Origin of the sequence: Paenisporosarcina indica, from assembly GCF_001939075.1 — a bacterium.
GTDB classification, from domain to species: domain Bacteria; phylum Bacillota; class Bacilli; order Bacillales_A; family Planococcaceae; genus Paenisporosarcina; species Paenisporosarcina indica.
In genome coordinates this window covers 168,386-183,869 of record NZ_MPTA01000003.1, presented here as the reverse complement: position 1 = coordinate 183,869, position 15,484 = coordinate 168,386, and the positions used below count along the sequence as shown (strand labels likewise).

At 36.8% G+C, this 15,484-nt stretch carries 15 protein-coding genes; 11 read left to right on the top strand and 4 right to left on the bottom strand.

Going from position 1 to position 15,484, the window contains the following annotated elements:
* Positions 1 to 248: 248 nt before the first annotated feature.
* The gene (locus GY23_RS10230) at positions 249 to 1,658 is read right to left on the bottom strand and encodes a hypothetical protein (protein ID WP_084544104.1); all 1,410 of its coding nucleotides are present in this window, start codon (positions 1,656 to 1,658) and stop codon (positions 249 to 251) included.
* Between the two features lie 912 nt (positions 1,659 to 2,570).
* Between GY23_RS10230 and GY23_RS10225 the strand changes: the two genes are divergently transcribed.
* The 5 genes from GY23_RS10225 (at position 2,571) to GY23_RS18935 (ending at position 6,460) form a co-directional block, all read left to right on the top strand.
* Positions 2,571 to 3,554: a ring-cleaving dioxygenase gene (locus GY23_RS10225; protein ID WP_075619122.1), complete on the top strand. Its 984-nt coding sequence runs from the start codon at positions 2,571 to 2,573 to the stop codon at positions 3,552 to 3,554.
* An 18-nt stretch (positions 3,555 to 3,572) separates the two neighbouring features.
* Positions 3,573 to 4,178 (top strand): NADPH-dependent FMN reductase, encoded by a 606-nt coding sequence (locus GY23_RS10220; RefSeq protein ID WP_075619121.1) that lies wholly within the window; start codon positions 3,573 to 3,575, stop codon positions 4,176 to 4,178.
* A gap of 162 nt (positions 4,179 to 4,340) precedes the next feature.
* Complete coding sequence (locus GY23_RS10215) at positions 4,341 to 5,282, top strand: ring-cleaving dioxygenase (RefSeq protein WP_139311108.1); 942 nt, start codon at positions 4,341 to 4,343, stop codon at positions 5,280 to 5,282.
* 124 nt (positions 5,283 to 5,406) lie between these two features.
* Positions 5,407 to 6,345: a ring-cleaving dioxygenase gene (locus GY23_RS10210; RefSeq protein WP_075619120.1), complete on the top strand. Its 939-nt coding sequence runs from the start codon at positions 5,407 to 5,409 to the stop codon at positions 6,343 to 6,345.
* On the top strand, positions 6,338 to 6,460 hold the full coding sequence (locus tag GY23_RS18935; RefSeq protein WP_281251496.1) for a hypothetical protein: 123 nt from the start codon (positions 6,338 to 6,340) through the stop codon (positions 6,458 to 6,460). The genes GY23_RS10210 and GY23_RS18935 overlap by 8 nt, the downstream gene beginning before the upstream one ends.
* 436 nt (positions 6,461 to 6,896) lie before the next feature.
* Here the strand turns inward: GY23_RS18935 and GY23_RS10205 are convergent, their stop codons facing one another.
* Positions 6,897 to 7,667, bottom strand: coding sequence for an SDR family NAD(P)-dependent oxidoreductase (locus tag GY23_RS10205; protein ID WP_075619119.1), 771 nt, complete (start codon positions 7,665 to 7,667; stop codon positions 6,897 to 6,899).
* A 628-nt stretch (positions 7,668 to 8,295) separates the two neighbouring features.
* Between GY23_RS10205 and GY23_RS10200 the strand changes: the two genes are divergently transcribed.
* Positions 8,296 to 8,853 (top strand): TetR/AcrR family transcriptional regulator, encoded by a 558-nt coding sequence (locus tag GY23_RS10200; protein WP_075619118.1) that lies wholly within the window; start codon positions 8,296 to 8,298, stop codon positions 8,851 to 8,853.
* 54 nt (positions 8,854 to 8,907) lie between these two features.
* Complete coding sequence (locus GY23_RS10195; RefSeq protein WP_075619117.1) at positions 8,908 to 9,423, top strand: DUF2798 domain-containing protein; 516 nt, start codon at positions 8,908 to 8,910, stop codon at positions 9,421 to 9,423.
* 147 nt (positions 9,424 to 9,570) lie between these two features.
* On the opposite strand, the gene GY23_RS10190 is transcribed toward GY23_RS10195, so the two are convergent.
* On the bottom strand, positions 9,571 to 9,942 hold the full coding sequence (locus tag GY23_RS10190) for a VOC family protein (RefSeq protein WP_075619116.1): 372 nt from the start codon (positions 9,940 to 9,942) through the stop codon (positions 9,571 to 9,573).
* Between the two features lie 448 nt (positions 9,943 to 10,390).
* Between GY23_RS10190 and GY23_RS10185 the strand changes: the two genes are divergently transcribed.
* Entirely contained in the window at positions 10,391 to 11,443 is a 1,053-nt protein-coding gene (locus tag GY23_RS10185) for a serine hydrolase domain-containing protein (protein WP_075619115.1), read from the top strand.
* 401 nt (positions 11,444 to 11,844) lie between these two features.
* On the top strand, positions 11,845 to 12,072 hold the full coding sequence (locus GY23_RS18020) for a hypothetical protein (protein ID WP_139311107.1): 228 nt from the start codon (positions 11,845 to 11,847) through the stop codon (positions 12,070 to 12,072).
* Between the two features lie 503 nt (positions 12,073 to 12,575).
* Here GY23_RS18020 and GY23_RS10180 read toward each other — a convergent pair.
* Positions 12,576 to 13,487, bottom strand: coding sequence for a LysR family transcriptional regulator (locus GY23_RS10180; protein WP_084544103.1), 912 nt, complete (start codon positions 13,485 to 13,487; stop codon positions 12,576 to 12,578).
* A 130-nt stretch (positions 13,488 to 13,617) separates the two neighbouring features.
* Here GY23_RS10180 and GY23_RS10175 point away from each other — a divergent pair, with 130 nt between their 5' ends.
* Both GY23_RS10175 and GY23_RS10170 read left to right on the top strand, forming a co-directional pair.
* A complete protein-coding gene (locus GY23_RS10175) occupies positions 13,618 to 14,061 on the top strand; it encodes a lipocalin-like domain-containing protein (RefSeq protein ID WP_075619114.1) in 444 nt (147 codons plus the stop codon).
* A 37-nt stretch (positions 14,062 to 14,098) separates the two neighbouring features.
* The gene (locus tag GY23_RS10170) at positions 14,099 to 15,418 is read left to right on the top strand and encodes a GntP family permease (RefSeq protein ID WP_075619113.1); all 1,320 of its coding nucleotides are present in this window, start codon (positions 14,099 to 14,101) and stop codon (positions 15,416 to 15,418) included.
* The last annotated feature ends 66 nt before the right edge of the window (positions 15,419 to 15,484 follow it).

The following is a 15,484-nucleotide window of genomic DNA, read 5'->3' as shown; positions in this document are numbered from 1 at the left end:
TGATATGAATAATTTCATTTCTCTAGAATGTATGACTATGAGATCTTCTTTCAAAGTAGATTAAACTATATATTACTGAATTTATGAATATTTGAATAAAGTATCTTGAATACGAGATAATATTTTTCGTTTTGTTATGGAGCAGTCGGGAGACGGCTGTCCTTGTGTCATTCACAAATTGAGAAACACTTGAGTATGACACCGAGACTGTGAAAATGCTTATTTTTTATTATTTTCCAAATCAAAAATCATAAAAGAACCATCGTTTGAATAAACACTTGCACTAGAAAGTAAAATGCAATAGCAAATTTCAAATTGAACTGAATTCCATTCCTAATGCCTGTCAAGCCATTCACGCTGCTCAAAATAATGACCGGCATGACAAATGGCGATAGAATAATTGAAATGACACTTCCTGAAGTAATGGCCAGCACAATCAGTTCAGGGGGGTAAGGCAGTGCAACTCCATTTAATATCCCCGCTACTAAGACGATGACAGGCAAAGGCCCTAACCCAATAAACCCAAGGAAAATAACGATAAATGGGAGCAAGAAAAGAATATTGATTACCGGTACGATATCGGTTAAAAAGTTCATGCCGCCGATTACGTAAAGTCCAACAGGCGATTGGTTCAAGGAAAAAATCAGTAAACCAGCTGCCAGTAAAATACTAAATTGTTGTGCCTGTGTTGCAATCCCTTTTGAGAAATAAAATTTGTTATTCTTAAGCAAGCTCTTTTTTCGTCTCTTGATGAAAAAGTAAAGACAAGTCCACACAAGAATTACCAATGGAATTGCTAGTAAAAATTCCAATCCTGAAATTTCATGGACAAGGAAGATAGTTCCAAACAGCGAGACGAAAAGGAAAACAAATTCTGCTACATCCCGATTCCAATAGCCTCGATTGCGTGAGTTTCTTACTGCTTTATCGATTTCTAACTGTAGAGTAGTTGTGAAATCTGCATTGTATTCCTTTTCCTTAAAATAGGAAAAAACAACGGCAAGCAGTGTTCCTACAAACGCGAAAACAAAGCCCAACAGCATCGACTTCCACAGAGTTGCCCCCAGTGCTTCTACAGCAAATATAAAACTTGGAATGCTGACTACCCACATCGTAGATAAAGCAAAGCTGCGCAAAATGGCCGTTCCTTTAAAGTTTTCCCATGCTTCATCTTTATGTTCACTCAGAAAAGAATCGATGAAACGATACATCATCGGCACTGCTCCGAACAGTAAAAAGTGTGAAATTACTTGTGTCATGGCCATTATTCCAAAATAAAAACGTTGGCTTTTATTGAGCAGGTTATGGAAATAGCTCATGATTTCTTCTATATAAGGCTCTTCTTTTAATACCCAACTGATCATCGGTACAATGAGCAATAGCCCAATCAAATTGCGCATTTGTGTTAAGCCTTCAATTATATCGTTCAACATTGAATCACTAGTGAAAAAAAGTACAAGTAAAGCGACTGTAATTAGAAATAGCTGCAGTTGGAAATATTTCAATGGTAATAGCCAACAGGCAAAAACTAAGATAAGAATGCCGAAAACAGAAATCAAAAAAACCAAAAAGACAGCTTCATAGAAATATGTAATGAAGTGCATTAAAGCATAAATCGATACGGAAAAGGTAAATCCTCTAGATGCGAACAATTTCAAATGGAATCCCCCTTTAATAAGGCTATTCACGTTTGTTTCCATTTTACACCTTATTCCACTAGCATTGTATTAAATAATTCTAAAATTTAAGGTCCAATAGCAAGCAAAACTTTAAGCGGTCCTAAAGATAAAAAAACATTAATCGATGAAGAAAATCACATTTTAAATAGTTAAAATTGTTTCTTTTAAGAATTTCTTTATATTAAAGTATCCTTTTAAGGTAAGTATGTTTGACTAAGTTTCGGGTAAGTTAAAGAGATACACAGGACCTGTATATAAAATATTGAAATGAGATATCTTTACAAAGTCTCAAAACCCTTTTGATTTATCACCACTAAAAAGTGGGAAGTAACTAGGTGCCCGTCACCGTGCATCAATGGGTCCAAAAGATGGAATCCTCTTTCCGATAAGTGTTTCTAGCACTTTATTGTGAACTATTCATAAGAAATAAAAGATTAGCTTCTTGCTGATAAAGACGAGTTGGTTCTTTGTACTCTCAATACCATGCACTTGATAAACAGATGTCTCACAAGTTCTAGTAATGCCATCGATTAAATATTTTTCATCAAATGTTGACAAATGAAATGCATTCATGTTAAATTTACTTTGAATTAAAGATGTTTTAATTAAAGGTAATTTGGATGAGAGATACGATCGGAACAAGTTGCAATATGCTGAATGGTGTTGCAGTTATATTTTGTGCCTCCCAATCGATTCAATAAGTGATTAGAAAAGATGGAGCTTCTAATGAAGATCGAAGAATTTTTGAACTGTTAGGACATGAGGATAATGTTGAAGTTATCGAACCAGATAAATAAAATAGACAACCCTCAAAGTAATCATAAATTTTTTTATTTTAATATCTTGATTCGGAGATATATTAATTCAATATAAAATACAGGAGGAATCATTATGAATCATTTAAAAGGAATTCACCATGTAACAGCTATTACAAGTAGTGCAGAAAAAAACTACGAGTTTTTCACATACGTATTAGGAATGCGATTAGTTAAGAAAACAGTCAACCAAGATGATATTCAAACGTATCACTTATTCTTCGCAGACGATAAAGGTTCTGCAGGTACCGATATGACATTCTTTGATTTCCCAGGTATTCCAAAAGGAACACATGGAACGAATGAGATTTATAAAACTGGTTTCCGTGTGCCATCAGACGTTGCACTTGATTATTGGGTGAAACGCTTTGATAAGTACAAAGTGAAAAATTCGGGTATTAAAGAAGTATTTGGTAAGAAAACAATTTCATTCGTTGACTTTGATGATCAACAATATATGTTGGTCTCAGATGAATTTAATAAAGGTGTTGCATCTGGGACACCTTGGCAAAGTGGTCCAGTACCACTTGAATTTGCGATTACAGGTTTAGGGCCTATTTATGTTCGTATCTCACAATTTGATTATTTTAAAGAAGTATTGGAAAAAGTAATGTTAATGCGCGAAATCGCAAAAGAGGATTCACTGCACTTATTCGAAGTCGGCGAAGGCGGAAACGGCGCTCAAGTAATTGTGGAGCACAATACGATTTTACCAGCCGGTCGACAAGGCTACGGTACAGTTCATCACGCAGCATTTCGTGTGGAAGATACAAAAGTATTATATGAATGGATTGAACACATGCAAGGAGCTGGTTTCGGTACTTCAGGGTATGTTGATCGCTTCTTCTTTGAATCTTTATATGCACGGGTAGCACCTGGCATCCTTTTTGAATGGGCTACAGATGGTCCTGGCTTTATGGGAGACGAACCTTATGAAACAGTAGGGGAAATCTTGTCGTTACCTCCTTTCTTGGAAGGAAAACGCGAACAAATTGAGGCGTCGGTGCGACCGATTAACACAGTACGAAGCACATTGAAACTCGAAAAAGAGTACCTGTAAGGAGGTGAAATAGGAAAAATGGGATTTTTAAATAAATTATTTGGAAAACAACAACAACAACAAGAGGAGGAAATAACAATGACAAAATCAAATATTGGTATTATTTTAGGATCAACACGTGAAGGACGCGTAAGTCCACAAGTAGGGGCATGGGTAAAAGAATTAGCAGATAAACGTGGGGATGCAAACTACACGATTATCGATATCGCTGAATACAAATTACCACTGTTAGGTGAAGCTGGCGGCGACGCATCAGGTGCAGCAGCATGGTCAGAAATCATCGCAAAACAAGACGGATTCGTATTCATCGTTCAAGAATACAATCACTCCATTACAGGCGCACTAAAAAATGCTTTAGATTACTTACGTGATGAGTGGAACAACAAAGCTGCTGGTATCGTATCATACGGTTCAGTAGGAGGAGCTCGTGCAACAGAACATTTACGTGGCATTTTAAGTGAATTACTTGTAGCGCATGTTCGTGTACATCCCGCATTATCATTATTTACAGACTTCGAAAATGGTACAGACTTCAAACCAGCTGCTGTACAAGCAGATTCAGTAAACCAAATGTTAGACCAAGTTATCCCTTGGACAACTGCATTAAATACAGTACGTAAATAATATTGTAGTATGTGAATTTATTTTAAAAAACCAAAATGTGTATGAGAACATGCACATTTTGGTTTTTTAAATAAATAAATTTTGATTAAAACGCTATCAAGTAGATTGAAGGTTTTGCTCAGAATTTATATAAAAAAATTCGGATAGAAAGGAAGGATTAGATTGAACAAAATAGCAGGACATCATCATATTTCAATGATTACTAAAAAAGGACATCAAAATAATCAATTTTATCAAAAAGTGCTTGGTCTTCGCAGAGTGAAGAAAACGGTAAATCAAGATGATCCGACAATGTACCATCTGTTCTATGGAGATTTAACTGGTAGTGCTGGAACAGAGCTGTCCTTCTTTGAAATTCCGATGGCAGGTAGAACAACGCGTGGAACGAATGCCATTACACGAATTGGTCTACTCGTCCCGTCTTATGACAGTTTACTATACTGGAAGAAAAGATTTGAGATACTCGACGTGACCCATGGTGAGCTCACCATGTATGCCGGGCGTGAAGCACTTCATTTTGAAGATTGTGAGGGACTACGCCTTGTCCTTCTAAATAATAACGGGGAAGAAGTACCAGCATATTGGCAGTCTTGGGACGATTCTATCGTCTTAGAAGAACATCATATTCTTGGAATGGGTGCTGTGGAAATGACCGTGCAATCACTGGATAGCTTAGCTATCACATTAGAAAACTTGTTTGGCTATGAACTTGCTTCGCGCACAGAGAACGAGGCACTCTACCAATCTGTAAAAGGACAAGCTTTTGGTGAAATTCTGATAGTCGAGCAAGAAGGCCCAAATGAAAAACCCGGAAAAGGCAGTGTGCATCACGTAGCGATTCGTGTAAAAGACGGCGAGGAGCTGCGAGCATGGAAACAACGTATTCAAGATTTTGGTTTTAAGGTAATGAAAATAACAGACCGCTACTATTTCGAGAGTTTATATTTTAGGGAAGAAAACGGCATATTATTTGAGTTAGCAACAGAAGGTCCAGGCTTTACGGTAGATTCGTCCATCGAATCCCTGGGTAAAGAGCTAGACTTACCACCATTTTTAGAAGGCAAGCGAGCGGAAATCGAGGCGAAATTAGAACCGATTGAGTAAAGGTAAGAAGAAGTTGAATTAGTGATAACAATAGGAAAGAAAGAGAAAGTAGTAGATGTTTACGTGGTTAACGTATGCCAGTCAATGAATTTATGAAATTCATCTTACGAAGGAGGAAATAATAGTGAAAAAACAAACTGCGGGTATTCATCACATATCAGCAATAGTGGGTCATCCACAGGAAAATATTGATTTTTATGCAGGTGTATTAGGTTTACGTTTAGTCAAACAAACAGTGAACTTCGATGATCCTGGCACATACCATCTATACTTTGGAGATGGTGGAGGGAAACCAGGTACAATAATTACCTTTTTTCCTTGGGCAAATGCTTATCAAGGAAAAATTGGGGACGGTCAAGTCGGAGTTACAACGTATGTAGTGCCAACGGGAGCATTTAGTTTTTGGGTCAATCGTCTTGCAACATTTGCGGTTCCATTTACAAAAGCAGAGCGTTTTGGAGAACAAGTAATTCAATTTGACGATCCACATGGCTTACATCTTGAAATTGTAGAACGCGAAGCTGGAGAACAAAACGATTGGACATTTGGCGGAATAAAACCAGAAGTCGCTGTTAAAGGTTTTGGTGGGGCAACACTTTACTCAAGTAGACCAGAAGAAACTGCTAAAACATTAACTGATGTAATGGGGCTTGAACTGGTTGGAACTGATGGTGATTATACAAGATTTAAAGCTTCAGCTAATATAGGCAATATTATAGATTTAAAAATGATTACTGGAGAACTTGGCTCGATGGGTGTTGGAACCGTTCACCATATTGCATGGCGTGCAAATGATGATGCAGACCACCTGGAGTGGCAAGAATATGCAATGAATCACGGTCAACATGTAACGGAAGTGAAGGACCGTAACTATTTCAACGCATTGTACTTCCGTGAATCAGGCAAAATTCTATTTGAAATCGCAACAGACCCACCAGGATTTGCACATGATGAGTCACTTGAAACCATGGGTACTCAGTTGATGTTACCTGCACAATACGAACAACAGAGAGAGCAATTAGTTGACTCGCTTATTCCCATTCAAGTTCGTCCACTTGACTAAGAAAGAGGCTGGGGGAAATGGCTTCGAATCTGATTTAGCTTTAATGGCAATGGCAGCATTCTTAGCCATTGTGGGCAGTCAAATATATGCACTCGATCATCGTGTATTCAATTGATGAAATGTATTTTGTACTCAAGTTCTTATTAAATGGTCAGTTATCGAAATTAGTATTTAGATAACCCTACATTGAAACGTTAAATACTATCAAGTAGCTAAGCTGATCGGTAACCAATCCGGTTAGCTTTTTTATATTTTCAATTTAATCTTTTTAGTCGAGAGTGGAATTTTAAATAATGAAGCGCTCATAGTATCGTGAAAGTCTATAATGAAGTTTCTGGATGGTATGAGGATTTTTACCATCCAATGCCGATTTCCCATGGTACACCGGGTACCACCGACCCTTGTAGACTAGAAGCTACACCAAATAAATAAAGGTTAGAGAGTATGTATTATAAACAAAAAGACTATAAACAAAGTCAGTATTATCCAACTTTGTTTATAGTCTGAAACATTTTCATGTTCACATATACACTTAACTAATTAGTTTATACTTATACGTTATATAATGCCCCATCAATCGTGAATGATGATGAGCTGACGTATGACGCTTCGTCAGATAGTAAGAATGCAATTACATTCGCTACTTCTTCAGGTTCTCCATAACGTTTCATTGGTACAGCATCGTTATACGCTGATTGTGCTGCTTCAGCAGCTCCGGGTGCAACTTTAGCCTCTATATTACGCATCATTTGAGTATTAATAACGCCTGGGTTGACTGTATTAACACGTACATTAAATGGTGCTACTTCAAGTGCTGCAACTTTATTAATCCCCATAACCGCATGTTTCGATGAATTGTAAAGCATCATATTCGGCGAACCGATTAAACCAGCAACTGACGATGTATTAACAACAGATCCTGATTTTTGTTCCTTCATAACTGGTAATACATATTTTAAGCCAAAGAATACGCCTTTTACGTTGATACCGTAAACAAAGTCAAACTCTTTTTCTGTGATTTCTTCAAGATTTTTCGCTGGTCCTTCAACACCTGCATTGTTGACAAAACCATCAATACGACCGAATTTAGCTAATGTTTGGTCTACATAGTTTTTCACGTTTTCTTCATTTGAAACGTCTGCTTTTACGATTAAGCTATTTTCGTCCGTTAATTGAAGTTCTGTTTGAACAGCTTTAATAGCATCTTCGTTTAAATCGACTAGCACGACTTTTGCTTGTGCACTTGCTAATTTGCGTACAACTTCTTTCCCAATTCCACCTGCTGCACCTGTAACAATTACTACTTTGCTTGAAAAACTCATTTTACTCTCCTCCTATTGGATGGTTTCAAATACTGTTAAAAAGCCATGCAGATATCTCGAATTCATTTATCTTTAATTAAAGATATCTATATGATTATTCTATTCCTGTATTGTAATCAAGTCAAAGATATTGCTTTGGCTTAAAATAATCCTGCCCTATAATAATCTTCAAAGTTGCTGTCAAATTTTATAAATTGATTGAGTTTCTTCTCTCTATATATAGTTATACTGAAGTTCAATCTCTATTCTTTCTTTATTTCGTACCAGTTATTACTGCTATTAAGTAGAGAACTGATAGTTTATTCATTAAAGCATCAAGATATTGATTGAGGGGAACGGTATCCGGGATATTCGAAATGCCACTGTTTATGCTGCAAATTAGCCACAACATGTGGACGAGAATGAAATCCTCATTAGACCAACTGATCAATTAACATAATATAGAAAACAGAGTCCAGTGGGTCTATCTCTGGACTCCATTTATTTTCCCAGAAACAAGTCCACTCTGAAGTGTGTCTAAAATGTGAACTCGTTTTCAGCAAGAAAATAAAAAACACTTACATCATTGGTGCGAATTTTGTTATAGTGAAAAACAGACCGGTTGGTATGCTGGGAGGAATAATGAAAAATGGATACAAAATCTCTAATGGTCGACATAGCAACAAAGCTTTTCCAGCAAAAAGGATATAAAGGGGCAGGACTAAATGAAATATTAAAAGCTTGTAATATTACAAAAGGTGCCCTCTATCACCATTTTCCAAACGGCAAAGAAGAACTATTGATTGCTTGTCTGCAATCTTTGAATGAAGCGATTACAACGGATATCGAGTCGATTTTCCGGCAACATTCGTCAACACTAGAAGCAATGCATGCAACAATTGAAAAGTTAATTATGATCTTGGAAACAGAAGGGACGATTGCAGGCTATACGTTCAGCAGCATCGTGAGCGAAATGGCATCGTTAAGTGAACCCGTTAGAAATGCGTGTGGAGCACTTTATGAAAAAATCCAAGACATTTACCGTAACAAACTAATAGAAGATGGCTTTTCTATTGAATCGGCTGCATCTGTTTCATTATTCATGACAGCTTCCATCGAAGGAGCGATGCTGCTTTGTCTAACGCAAAAATCAGCGGATCCTTTAAAAACGATTAGCAAACTATTGCCAAATGTATTGATGCCGTAAAAATTTTAAACAAGAAATTAAATCTAAAATAAGCTTTTTGAAAGGAAGAAAAAAATGCAATTTGAAAAAAGGTTACCAAGAAACGGCAAGGAAGGCCTTTTGTACGGCACCATTATTTCTACATTGACGGTTATATTCATGACAACATTCAGTGTTATTCTCGCTGTCGGGGAATTTAATGGGGATGTTGCTTTAACCATCTTGAAGATGATGCCGATTATCTGGGTCATTGTTATGATTATTGAACCAGCTATTTTCGGTCGCATTGCAGAAGCTTTAGCTGCAAAATTCACACAACCAACGGATAGCTTCAATGCCAAAATATTATTCCGTATTCTTTTCACTGTACTAGGAATGTCAGCTGCAATGACGCTTATCGGCGATATTGTAGGAAACGGTTTTCATACTGAAATCTTCAGCAACTGGATACACAATTGGCCACGTAACTTTGTAATCGTCCTTATTGCAGAAAGTTTGGTCATTCAACCGATTGCCCGTTTTGCGATGGTTAAATTACATGAATCACAAGATAAAAAAGCTCAACTAGAAATAAATGCACAAATACAATAATTAAAAATAAGCTCTCAGACGAACGATTTGTCTGAGAGCTTTTATAGTTTATCTTACAACTGTTGCCAAATTAGGGAAAGAGAAGGAAATTTCATTATTCATGTGCAGCACTCTTGGATGCTTGATTTCAATCTGATTATATCTTCTTCATACGTGTTGATCAATAAGAATAGGATTTCCATCTGGATCTTCAATCGTAAAACTTGCAGGTCCAACGCTAGATTCATCTGCTTCAGTCAGCAGTTTGATTCCTTTTGCTTTAAGCTGCTTTTGTAGGTCTCGAATGTCGGTAAATGAATCGAGATTGTCAGCAGTTTGATTCCATCCTGGATTAAAAGTGAGAATGTTCTTTTCAAACATTCCTTGGAATAGTCCAATTACGCAACCTTCATTCCTCATTATCAGCCAGTTTTGAGTGATATCTCCTGCAAAGATTTGAAATCCTAAGTCTTCGTAAAATGATTTTGATTTATTAATGTCTTTTACACTTAAACTAACAGAAGATGCTCCTAGATTCATATTTTCTCCTCCATACAATATAATATTCAGAAACTTAAGTATAAATAAACAATTTTAAATATACAACATAAGCTGCTTTGTTATATAAGATTATAAAATTTGTTGGCCCATGCGGAACCTGCGCAAGCGCAAATATATGATTAATAAACTAGATAGTTTAACAAGGTATAAAGCAAAGAAAGCCCAGGAAATTCCCTGGGCTTTTGTCATGTAAAAAATGGCTGCACTTTCATTTTGAAAGGCAGCCAGCTAGATTTCGTGTTTCTGGCATTTCATTATGGTTGCAAACCGATGAATTGTGTACTTGCTGTTTTTAATGCAGCCTATTTAAATTGTGCTTGACATACGAACAGACGCAGGTAGTTGAACATAAATCTTATTATCCAAATATATGAAAAAGAACGTACATTCGTGTTAAGATTAATTTATATTACAAAAATAGGGGGATTTGGAATTGAAGAGTATAAACATTAGTGAGCGTATGAAACATTATAATGTTTCAGGTTTAAGTGTGACATTAATTGAGAATGGTCAAATTAAAATTACTGAAGATTATGGTTTGCTAGAGACCGGAACCAATAAAAGTGTAAGCAAAAATTCTATTTTTAGTGCTTGTTCAATCAGTAAGTTCCTAACGGCAATGCTAGTTATGAAATTATCGGAACAAGGTCTTCTTGATTTAGATGAGGATGTAAATAAAAGGCTTGTATCGTGGAAAGTACCTGATAATAATTTCACTAAAAATAAAAGAGTTACATTGCGAAACTTGTTAAGTCATCAATCTGGAATTATAGATCCTGAAGATAGTTTCTCTGAACTTAAGTCGACGTTAGATATTCCTTTAATGGTTGAAATATTAGAGGGGAAAACACCTTATTGTAAAGATCATATTGAAGTGAAATATGAACCTGAGAGTGAATTTCACTATTCAGATGCAGGCTATTGTATCATTCAGCAACTAATAGAAGATATTGCTAAAAAACCGTTCAAGCAAGTTATGAATGAACAAGTATTTAAACCATTAAAAATGGAAAACAGTATATTAGATACCACAATCTCAGAAACAAAAAGAGAAAATTTTTCTTGTGGTCATAACAGAAACGGTGAATTAATAGATGGGAAATATCCTATATATCCCTACCCAGCGGCTTCAGGACTGTGGACAACATCTTTAGATTTAGCTCAATTGGTCCTCGAATTATTAAATGCTTTAAAAGGAGAAAGCAAAATTGGAATTACGGCAATTAGAGCAAAAGAAATGATAACCCCACAAGGTAGGGAGTGGACGGGGCTTGGTGTGTTTTTAAATGGTTCAGAAAAAGAATTTGAAATTTCTTCCCTCGGTTGGGGAGTAGGTTTTCAATGTATGATGGTGGCGTTCCCTTATATAGAGAAAGGTGCAGTCATTATGACAAATGCGGATTTAGGTGTTCATCAAATGGAAGGGGTTATTGGAGAAATATATAAATCTCTTATAGCTACTGCATCTTTACCTAAATAATGAGCTAGTGGGATCAATGTGACTTCGTCACATGCTCCCACTAGCTTTTTAGATAAATGTAAGAAGTTACAACTTGTTTTGTAACTTCAAACACCACTGCGGCCACCAAAATAAAGAAAGTTGTGGGAGGTCAAAATTCATCTTTTGACCGATTGTTTGATAAAGGAAGCATCTATTCTCTAGCTGTCCAAATCAAATACACTTTGACAATACAGGTTGCAAAGGTGCGACGGACGTGCACCAGCAACAGGATGATTTGACAAAAGGGATGTGCGTCTAAAGCACTCTGGAATCCTTTAAGTTACAGTGATTAATTAAAAAAATGATCTGAAAAGAGAGGAAGGTGCAGAAATCAGGCAAACATAGCGACCTTAGAACCTGGATATGTAATTGGCATTTTGATGTACGATTTATCAATCAGCGCTGATAATCTTTTGCTCGCGTTTCTCGTATTTGTTTGTATTAATGCCATCCTACTAACAATCTCATCGGGCATTTATTCATTTTTCAATGAAATGAAAAGTCCGCTTGTTTTTTCAATTGTCATTTTTCAAGTGGTCATTTTCACCGGGGACTTTACCATGCCTGTCGAGAGTATGCCGGAATTTGTTCAATTCATGCCAATTTAAACCCTATATTTCATCTGAACCATCTGTTTGTCGCAGTCTGGAACAATGCATTTGAATTGAACAGCGATACAATTAAATCCATTTTCTACATTGCTGGTTTTGTGATTGTTTCATTATTCGCGCTGATGTGGAGAAGGAAGAGATAGTGAGATTGTGCAAGTTACAATTCGAAACATGAACTACAATCGTAAATAAATAAAAGGAAAACCTAGTAATCATTATATGGTTAGGTTTTCTTTTTGAATATCACAGTGCCAACCGATGAAACAACTCTGAAGTAGATAAGAAGGAAATGAATTACAATGTGCAAAAAAGAAAGATCTGTGAGTAAGTTTCAGCTCATAGATCCTTCTTTTTTGTATTAGAGACAGGCACTTCCGATCCCTAAGAAAGGGTAACGTTGAATAAATCGAACGTTGGTAAAATGAATAACGCCATAGGTATAGGATTAGAATCGATTCGCAAGGGTTTTATTCAAAGAAGCTGAATAAGTAGGGAACTCTTCAAATCACATGACTATCAAGAAGTTTTTCCTGCAAAAAATCGATCCATTTCCGAGTGGCAAGTGACACATATCCATTTTTCTGCCATCCGATGCCAATTTCCCAAAATACTTCGGGTGCTTCGAGCGGCACAACTTCGATGCCCTTGTGTTTAACTATGATTTTCGTCAATGTGCTTTGAGGCAAAACGGCGATACCCAAATTAAAGGACACAAGCTCCAAAATGAATTTCCACTGGGAGGTCTCACAAATGATTTGCGGTTCAAATCCTAGTTGCTTGGTTTCCCACATTATCATATCGTAAACGGTAAATCCTTCACGTAACATGATGAATTTTTCGTCTTTAAGTTCTACCCATTCGACAGTTTTTCTGTTTGCGAGGGTATGCCCTTCATGCACTAGAAGCTGCAAGTCTCCTTTCAAAAATGGAAATGATTCAAACTCTTCATTTGTAGGTAAATTCACTACCACCAAATCAAGTTCTCCTTGGATTAATGCTTTTTTTAAATGATCCGCACTATCTTCGACGAAGGTGATGTTGATGTCTGGGTAGATAACGTAAAAATCAGCCATAATTTTTGTTAGAATTTCCGTTCCGACAGAAGTAAAAACCCCCATTTTAATTGTCCCTTTCATACCTCTTTTAATATCATTCATTTCATCATGAAAATGTAGCAGGGAGTTTGTAAGGCTTTGACTATATTGATAGAGCAAACGACCGGCATCAGTCAATTCAAATTTCCGTGTCGTGCGAATAATTAATTTAGAATCCAGTTCGTTTTCCAAATCCTTCACCACATTGCTGATTGTAGGTTGAGATACAAATAAATGTTCTGCGGCTTTTGAAAAGCTGCCATGCTTAACAATTTCAGAAAAATAATGAATCTGTCGAAAATCCAGAATAATCACCACATTTATAAGTTTTTTGAATAAATATTATTAAAAACATGTATTTTTATTATAAAACAGTCAGGCTTACAATGGAAAGGTAAACGCATCGAAGAAACAAAGTGTGTAAGTTTATCGAAGGAGTGGATGAATAATGGAGTTTAAAAAAGAAATGGTGATCGGGGTTTGGAGCTTGGTGTCCTACCATGTAACGGATGCAGAAGGCAATAAAACATATCCGATGGGAGAAGACTGCACTGGTTATATCATGTATCACCATGAAGGGTTTATGTCAGCTCAGATGATGAGCCAAGGTCGCTCAGCGTACGCCTCAGGTGCTTTGCATACTGGGACGAAGGAAGAAATGGCAGCTGCAGCAGAGGGCTATCTTGCTTATTGCGGACCTTATGAAGTCGATGAAGAAAATAAAATTGTAACTCATCATATGGCGGTTAGTATGAACCCAACTTGGCTTGGAGATACACAGCCGCGCTATGTAAATCTAACAGATGACATTCTGGATATTTCTGCCCCACCGATTATCGTAGACGGCAAAGTACAGAATTCAAGTCTCGTGTGGAAACGTTTAAAGGTTTAATAAATAATATCAAAGCAGATATTTAGAGGAGAAACTCATGGAAATTATTCAACCGCTAGGAATTTTATTAGCGATTATAGTAATTATCGCTCTGGCAATGAAAGGTTACAGCATTCTAGTGGTGGCACCATTAGCGGCGATCATTGTCATTGTTACCAATCAAATGAACTTTTTCTCATCCCTTATTGGACAAGAAAATTCCTATATGACAGGTTTGACAGGATTTGTTGTCAATTTCTTTGCCGTATTTTTACTGGGCTCCGTTCTAGCGAAATATATGGAAACAAGTGGAGCAGCACAGTCCATTGCTAAAAAGATTTTAGAGAAGACGGGGACCGATAAGCCATTCCCTGTGCTCGTCGCTTTATTTGTCATCACCTCAATCCTCACATATGGTGGGATCAGTTTATTTGTGGTAATTTTTGTGCTTGTACCTTTGGCAAAACCATTGTTTAAAGAATTGAATATCGCCTGGAATTTGATTTCAATTCCAATCATGCTTGGATTGGGTACTTTTACGATGACGATGTTGCCTGGCGCACCTTCTATTCAAAACGTGATTCCGACTACGTATTTAGGAACGACATTAACTGCTGCTCCTCTACTAGGAATTATCGGCTCAGTAGTATCAATTGCTTTTGGACTTTGGTACATGTGTACAACTTTGAAAAAGAGCATAGCAAGGGGAGAGACTTTCGCTGATTTTAATGTCAGTAATACGAATCAGGAAGTAAAAACCAATATTCCCTCATTTTTCATAAGCATCCTGCCAATCCTAGTGTTAATTCTTATTATATTTGTGGGCAGTATGATGGAAGTACCAAACATTATCTTGATTGGGTTGGGAATTGCCATTGCCATATCGGCTGTAGTGTTCAGGAATTACATTCCGTCCCAAAAGTCCGTCATCAATGAAGGTGCGGTAGGTTCAATTATGCCTGTCTTCTTGACATCATCAGCGGTAGCATTCGGGATTATCGTTATGTTAGCACCGGGATTCACATACGTATCAGAACTAATTTTAGGCATGCCTGGAAATCCCTTGATCAGTCTGTCCATTGCTTCAGGGGCATTTGGAGCGATTACCGGATCCTCATCAGGCGCAATCGGAATTGTCATGGAAGCGTTTTCGCAAAACTATCTGGATATGGGGGTTTCTCCGGAAATTATTCATAAAGTTTCTTCCATTGCTTCATCCGTATTTACGATTATGCCACATACTGGTGTTGTCTTGACCTTCTTTGCATTAACAGGTCTAACGCACAAGAATGGATTTAAGTATACATTTATCGCTATGACAGTTGCCAATTTATTGGCATTGATTGCCGTTGTCATTGCAGCGATATTATTATATTAAAATATAGTCGATTATCAAATAGGTTTAGAAAATAAATGAATAAATCATTTAAGGAGGAAAATTAAA